At 37.0% G+C, this 6252-nt stretch carries 7 protein-coding genes; 2 read left to right on the top strand and 5 right to left on the bottom strand.

Annotated elements, in window-relative coordinates; translation table 11 throughout:
* Window positions 1-238: 238 nt before the first annotated feature.
* From AB1397_02750 to rplL, 3 genes are all read right to left on the bottom strand, one after another.
* Window positions 239-1390, bottom strand: coding sequence for an acyl-CoA dehydrogenase family protein (locus AB1397_02750; GenBank protein MEW6481911.1), 1152 nt, complete (start codon window positions 1388-1390; stop codon window positions 239-241).
* The gene (locus AB1397_02745; protein ID MEW6481910.1) at window positions 1390-1908 is read right to left on the bottom strand and encodes a DJ-1/PfpI family protein; all 519 of its coding nucleotides are present in this window, start codon (window positions 1906-1908) and stop codon (window positions 1390-1392) included. The genes AB1397_02750 and AB1397_02745 overlap by 1 nt, the downstream gene beginning before the upstream one ends.
* Before the next feature lie 86 nt (window positions 1909-1994).
* On the bottom strand, window positions 1995-2369 hold the full coding sequence (rplL, locus tag AB1397_02740; protein ID MEW6481909.1) for a 50S ribosomal protein L7/L12: 375 nt from the start codon (window positions 2367-2369) through the stop codon (window positions 1995-1997).
* Window positions 2370-2493: 124 nt separating this feature from the next.
* Between rplL and raiA the strand changes: the two genes are divergently transcribed.
* Both raiA and AB1397_02730 read left to right on the top strand, forming a co-directional pair.
* A complete protein-coding gene (raiA, locus tag AB1397_02735; GenBank protein ID MEW6481908.1) occupies window positions 2494-2997 on the top strand; it encodes a ribosome-associated translation inhibitor RaiA in 504 nt (167 codons plus the stop codon).
* Window positions 2969-4096 carry a glycosyltransferase gene (locus AB1397_02730; protein MEW6481907.1) on the top strand — a complete coding sequence of 376 codons (1128 nt, stop codon included), beginning with the start codon at window positions 2969-2971 and terminating at the stop codon, window positions 4094-4096. The genes raiA and AB1397_02730 overlap by 29 nt, the downstream gene beginning before the upstream one ends.
* Here AB1397_02730 and AB1397_02725 read toward each other — a convergent pair.
* Both AB1397_02725 and AB1397_02720 read right to left on the bottom strand, forming a co-directional pair.
* Complete coding sequence (locus AB1397_02725; GenBank protein MEW6481906.1) at window positions 4075-5205, bottom strand: dihydroorotase; 1131 nt, start codon at window positions 5203-5205, stop codon at window positions 4075-4077. The two genes, AB1397_02730 and AB1397_02725, sit on opposite strands and share 22 nt — an antisense overlap.
* 24 nt (window positions 5206-5229) lie before the next feature.
* On the bottom strand, window positions 5230-6252 hold a 1023-nt coding region (locus tag AB1397_02720), incomplete at its 5' end, for an MBL fold metallo-hydrolase (GenBank protein MEW6481905.1).

The following is a 6252-nucleotide window of genomic DNA, read 5'->3' as shown; positions in this document are numbered from 1 at the left end:
GCGAAAGAACAAGAAGTAAGATAAAAACATGAGGGTTTTAATAAGATGTTTGATGCGAAAGAGAGAGTAGCTCCTAAAATGGCTTCTTTCACAAGAAAAGGGCCCTTCTTTAATCACATTATACCTTCACCGCCTACCTCCATATAACCCCTCCTAAAAACCTTAAAAAAACAAAAAATCTGTATGTGTTTAGCTGTTTTAAAATGTCTGGTATCTGAATGCCTTGTTCTGATATTCATTATTTAGCAAGCTCTTTAATAAGCTTTAAGGCAATGATATTTCGCTGGATTTGGTTTGTTCCTTCGTATATCTGGGTTATCTTGGCATCCCGCATATACTTTTCAATCGGGTATTCCCTCATATAGCCATATCCACCAAATATCTGGAGGCAATTTGTAGAAACCTCCATCGCGGTATCTGAGGCAAATAGCTTTGCTTGGGCTGACTCCATTGAGACATCCTTTGCTCCCCTATCAATCATTCGGCAGACCGCATAGGTTAAGGCACGGGCAGCTTCTATCTTGGTTGACATATCGGCAAACATCCATTGTATCCCCTGAAATGATGAGATTTTTTGGCCAAATTGAATTCTTTCATTCGCATATTTTAAAGCAAGCTCTAATGCCCCCTGTGCTATGCCAATTGCCTGAGCGGCAATGCCAGGCCTTGAGTTATCAAATGTCTTCATTGCTACAATAAATCCCATCCCCTCCCTTGCAATTAAATTTTCACTGGGAACAAAGCAATCCTTAAAGATAAGCTCTCTGGTGGATGAACATCTTATGCCAAGCTTCTTTTCTTTTTTTCCAAATTCAAACCCTGGCATTCCCTTTTCTAAGATAAAGCAGGATGTACCGCGGGAGCCCTTTGTTTTATCTGTCATTGCAATTACCGTATAGATCTCTGCCTCTCCACCATTGGTTATCCATTGCTTTGTGCCGTTTAGGATATAGCCACCTTCTGTTTTTGTTGCACTGGTTTTAATTGAACCGGCATCACTTCCGGCATCTGGCTCAGTAATAGCAAAGGCAGCCAATTTCTTTCCTGAAGCAATATCGGGAAGATATTTTTTCTTTTGCTCTTCAGAGCCATATAAAACTATAGGATATGCACCCAAAGCAGATGCGGCAAAGCAAACCGCAACACCCGCACAAGCCTTGGAAAATTCCTCAGTGGCTAAGCAGAGCTCAAAGCATCCACCACCGAATCCACCATATTCCTCTGGGATATACAAGCCAAAAAGGTCAGCTTGAGCAATATCCTTAATGATTTCATAAGGAAATTCCTCTTTTTCATCAAGCTCTTTTGCCCTCTTTCTTATCTTTTCACAAGCAATTTTCTTGGCAAGCTCCTTTATTGCCAGTTGCTCCTCGCTTAATCCATAATCCATTACTTTGAAAGGAGGGAGAGGATGGTTTTTGCAAATTTTTCTGCTGCGCTTGGACCCTCTGCGGTTACAATTTTACCATCTACCTCTACATCAACTCCGGTAAATATTGAACCCTTTTTAATAAGATTACCCTTTTCTGATGAAAATGAGGTTGCCCTTTTTCCCGATAAAACACCAGCATTTGCCAGGATTGAGGGTGCGATGCAGATTGCTGCTACAATCTTTCCCTTCTCAAAGGCATCCTTTGCAACCTTTAAGGCAGAAAGATTATTAAAATATTCTTGGGCACCTGAGCCTCCGATAAAGACAATCGCATCAAATTCATCTGCCTTAACATTTTCTACCAAAATTTCGGGGTTTGCAATTGCCCCAAAATAGCCCTTTGAGGGAGAAAGCCTTGATGAGGCAACCACCACCTTTATTTTTGCTGCCTCAAATATTTTCTTTGGCTCTGTAAACTCCTCATCCCTAAAATCCCTTGAGGCAACAATCATACAAACCTTTTTTTCAACCTCCATTCTTTTCACCTCCTTTTGGCCGCAGCCTATTAAAAAAAGAGAGAGGAATAAGCTTGCAGATTTCATTTTTAATTAGCAATAATTTTTTATTTTATCTCAACCTTTGCGCCGACAGCCTCTAATTTCTTCTTTATATCTTCCCCTTCCTCTTTTGCTACCCCTTTCTTTATTTCGCACGGAGCACTTTCTACTAATTCCTTTGCTTCCTTAAGGCCTAGTGGTAGGATTGTTCTAATCTCCTTTATTACCTGAATTTTGTTGTCACCAAAGCTTGTTAAGAAAACATCAAAGGTTGTTTTTTCTTCCTTCTCTTCTGTGGCAGGAGCTGCCCCTCCTACTTGTCCAACCATCATTGGAGCAGCTGCTTTTACCCCAAATTTTTCCTCAAGCTCCTTTACTAGCTCGGAAAGCTCAAGAACACTCATTCCTTCTATTGCAGAAATAATCTCGTCCTTACTCATCTTTTCCTCCTTAAGTTTTAATCATAACATTTTACAATTTGAATTAAAGTTTTTGCAAGGATTATTTTTAGGAGACAGCATAAAAAAATTGAATAATTGGTTTTATTTCGATATAATATTTTTGATGAAGATAGAGATAGAAAAAAGAAATGATATTTCTTCTAAAATAGAAGGGTATATAAGAAAGAGGGCAAAGAAGCTTGAAAAATATCTAAAAGAAGATGCCCTTATGAAAATTGTTGTCTCGCATCAAAAGGGAAATTTTCTCATCGAGACCACCATAAATGATTATGGGAATATCCTTCATTCTAAAGCCTCTCTTCCAGATATAGAGCTTTCAATAGATGAAAGCCTTAAAAAGATAGAAACCCAGGCTAAGAAGCTTAAGGAAAAGATAGTTAACCATAAAAAGGTTCATCTACCTTCTTTCTTTCAGGAGAAGGAAGAAGAACAAGTCCCTGTTGTAAAGACAAGAAGGATAGAGCCAGCCATATTATTCATTGAAGAGGCAATAAACGAACTTATCTTCCAAGAAAACCCATTTTTTGTCTTTAAAAACAAAGAAACAGCCATCTACAACATTATCTATAGGGCAAAAAATGGAACTTACCAAATCCTTGAATTCTAAAATCAAGGTCTTACAATTTTTAAGCACATCTGATATAGGCGGAACAGAGAAAATGGTTTTATCCCTCATAAAAGGAATGGATAAAGCCATCTTTCAAAACGATGTTTGTATCCTTGATTCCAAGGGAAAAATGTCTCTTGAGTTTGAGAAAGAAACAAATGTTTATTATCTAAATTATGAAAAAGGAGGCATACTTAAAGCCACATTAAGCCTTTTTTGGTTTTTAAAAAGAAACAAATATGACATTATTCATATATATGGCTTTCGGGCAAATATTTTGGGAAGGATACTAGGAAAGATTGCAGGCTGTCAAAGGATTATTACAGGATTAAGAAGCATCTTTATTATAAATACCCAAAATAAACTTTATACCACAATTGCTACATTTCTTGATAAATTAACCTTTCCTTTAGTTAGGCTCTGCATATCAAATTCTAAAACAGCCTGTGATTTTCTTATCAAAAATGGCTATCCATCTGGTAAATTTAAGGTGGTTTATAATGGAATAGACCCAAATTCCCTTGATTTTACTTCCCATACCCCTTTAAAAGATAGGCTTAAAGATGAAACAGTTATAATTTCTGTGGCAAATTTTAGTATATGGAAAAACCATAAAACATTGCTGAATGCCTTAAAAATTGTAAGAGAGAATTTCAAGTTTAAATGCCTTCTTGTAGGAGATGGACCATTAAGGGAGGAGCTTATTGAGCTAACCAATAGACTTGGATTAAGCAATGATATCATTTTTCTGGGAAGAAAAGAAAGGGTGGAAAGCTTATTATCCATCTCGGATATCTTTGTCCTTCCCTCCATTGTAGAAGGGCTGCCTGTTTCTATTATGGAGGCAGGGTTGGCACATCTTCCCATCATTTCTACCAATGTAGGTGGAATACCAGAGCTTGTTGTAGATGGAGAGACGGGAATCCTTGTTTCTTCTTTTGATGTTAATGGATTAGCCAAGGCAATTGAGGAGCTTTTGGTTGATAAAGAGAAAAGAAAGAGGATGGGAGAGGCAGGTTATAATAGAATAAAAAATGAGTTTTCCTTAAAGAAGATGGTAAAGGAAACAGAAAACATCTACCTTGATTTAATGAAATAAGGTGTAAGGACAGAGATGGGTTTTCCTTTAAGTTTCCAGCCTTCAAAGGATGTGTTTTTTCCCCTTGATTTAAATTCATCCTTTTTAACAATCCATTCCTTTTTTAAATCAATAATGGTAAGGTAGGCATCTTCTCCCTCTTTTATCTCCCTTTCAATCCCAATTATCTTTGCCGGGTTTTTTGTAAGCTTTGAAATTGCATCGCTTAATGAAAGATAGCCCTTGTCTACAAGGCTTAAGAGGACAAGACCCAATGCTGTTTCAATGCCTGATATCCCTGGTTTATCAGAACCTTTAGGGTGTGGTGCATGGTCTGTTACAATAACATCTATTGTCCCAGAACAAAGCCCCTCTATTACAGCCTCTTTATCTTCTTTTGACCGAATAGGGGGTTTTACATTAAAGGCTATATCACTCAAGGTAAAGTGATGGGGTGTTGCTTCAGATGATATGTTTTGGCTTTCTCTTTTTGCCTGTTTAATAAGGGATATTCCCTCCTTTGTGCTTATATGGGCAATATGAAGCCTACATTTTGCATCTAAGCATAGGGAGATATTTTTTTCAATTGCCTTTGGCTCAGAGGGAATTTCACAATGGAGGATAACCAAAAGGTCTAATTCACTTGCAATTTCCATTGCATCTTTTAAAAGGGATTTATCCATAAGCTCTCCTCCATCATCAGATATGGCAAATATGCCCTCATCCTTCATCCCTTTTATATCAGAAAGCCTTAACTGTCCCATACCTTCAGCTATAGCACCTATGGGGAAAATTTGGATTTTATTCTGTTTTTCTTTAATTTTCCTTAATATTTTTGGGTTATCTATGGTCAAGTCTGTATTTGGCATTATACAGATGGTTGTAAATCCACCAGATATTGCCGCAGATATCCCAGATTCTATTGTCTCTTTTTCGTTTTCCTCAAATGACCTTATATGGGTATGAAGGTCAATAAGGCCTGGGACAATAAGATTTCCTTTACAATCAAAAATCTCACCGGTAAAATCAGAAATATCCCTTTGAATTTTTACAATCTTTCCATCTTCAATAAGGATATCCAGATTTTTCCCAAAATCCAAAATAGAGCCATTTTTAAGTAAAACATTCATCGCTTAAATTATACCAAATCTATCTTACGGTAAGCAATGGTATATGACCTTAAAGCCATTTTTTGAGGATTTAATGGTAATCGCTCCGGTAAGGCTTGTATTTCTTAGAATTACCTTTGGATCTACAAGGGAAAGAAATTGTTTTGGAATCTTTTTTCTTCCCTGACAGGGTGCTTTAAGGATGGTCGTTCTTAATTTCTTTGAATAGGTTGAGGAAAGAAATGAAATGGCTCCTTCTTCAATATCCCCGGTAAGAAGGAATGAGAGGTTTTTATTTTTTATCCTTAAAACAAGGGAATTGTTATTATGAGAAGAAAAGGTGTTATTTGGAGGGTTTAAGACCTCAATATCCAAATCTATGCCTTTAATTGCATCTCCCATTTTTAGCCTTTGTAAAGGAATACCTTTTTCTTTAATCACAGCCTTAAAATCCTTATATGTTTTGGAGGAAGCATTACATCCATTATAAAATATCCTTCCTACATTAAGCTCGGTTAAGCAATCAATTAAGCCTCCAATATGATAAGCATCAGAATGGGTTGCAAAGATTGCATCTACCCTATCTATCCCTTTATATCTTAAAAATGGAAGGAGACAAGACCTTCCTAATCCCGGAGGACCCCCATCAATTAGGATATTACATCCTTTTGGGCTTCTTATAAATATAGAATCGCCATGGGAAACATCAAGAAATGTGGCTTCAAGCCCTCTGGGTTTGCAAACATTATACCAAAGAAGAATATTTAGGATAATTAGGGTTGGAATAAAAAGGGCTTTTATTCTTTCTGCAAAGACAATGATAGCAAAATAAAGGAAGATAACCATTGGAATATTTGGACAGGGAAGGCTAATTGAGCTTGCTGGGATATATGAGAAATAAAGGATTGCCTTGATTGCAAGGTTTGTTAATAAAGAAAGGGGCAGGACAAGAAGGCTTGCCAGATATAAATTTATAAACCCTAAAAGGATAAAGATAAGCCCAAAGGGAAGGAGAACTCCAACCAGGGGGACAACCAGAAAATTTGAAAAGGGGGAGATTAGGGATAC

The sequence above is a fragment of the bacterium genome (assembly GCA_040756715.1).
Classification (GTDB): Bacteria; UBA9089; UBA9088; order UBA9088; family UBA9088; genus JBFLYE01.
This window is presented reverse-complemented; position numbering and strand designations above follow the sequence as displayed.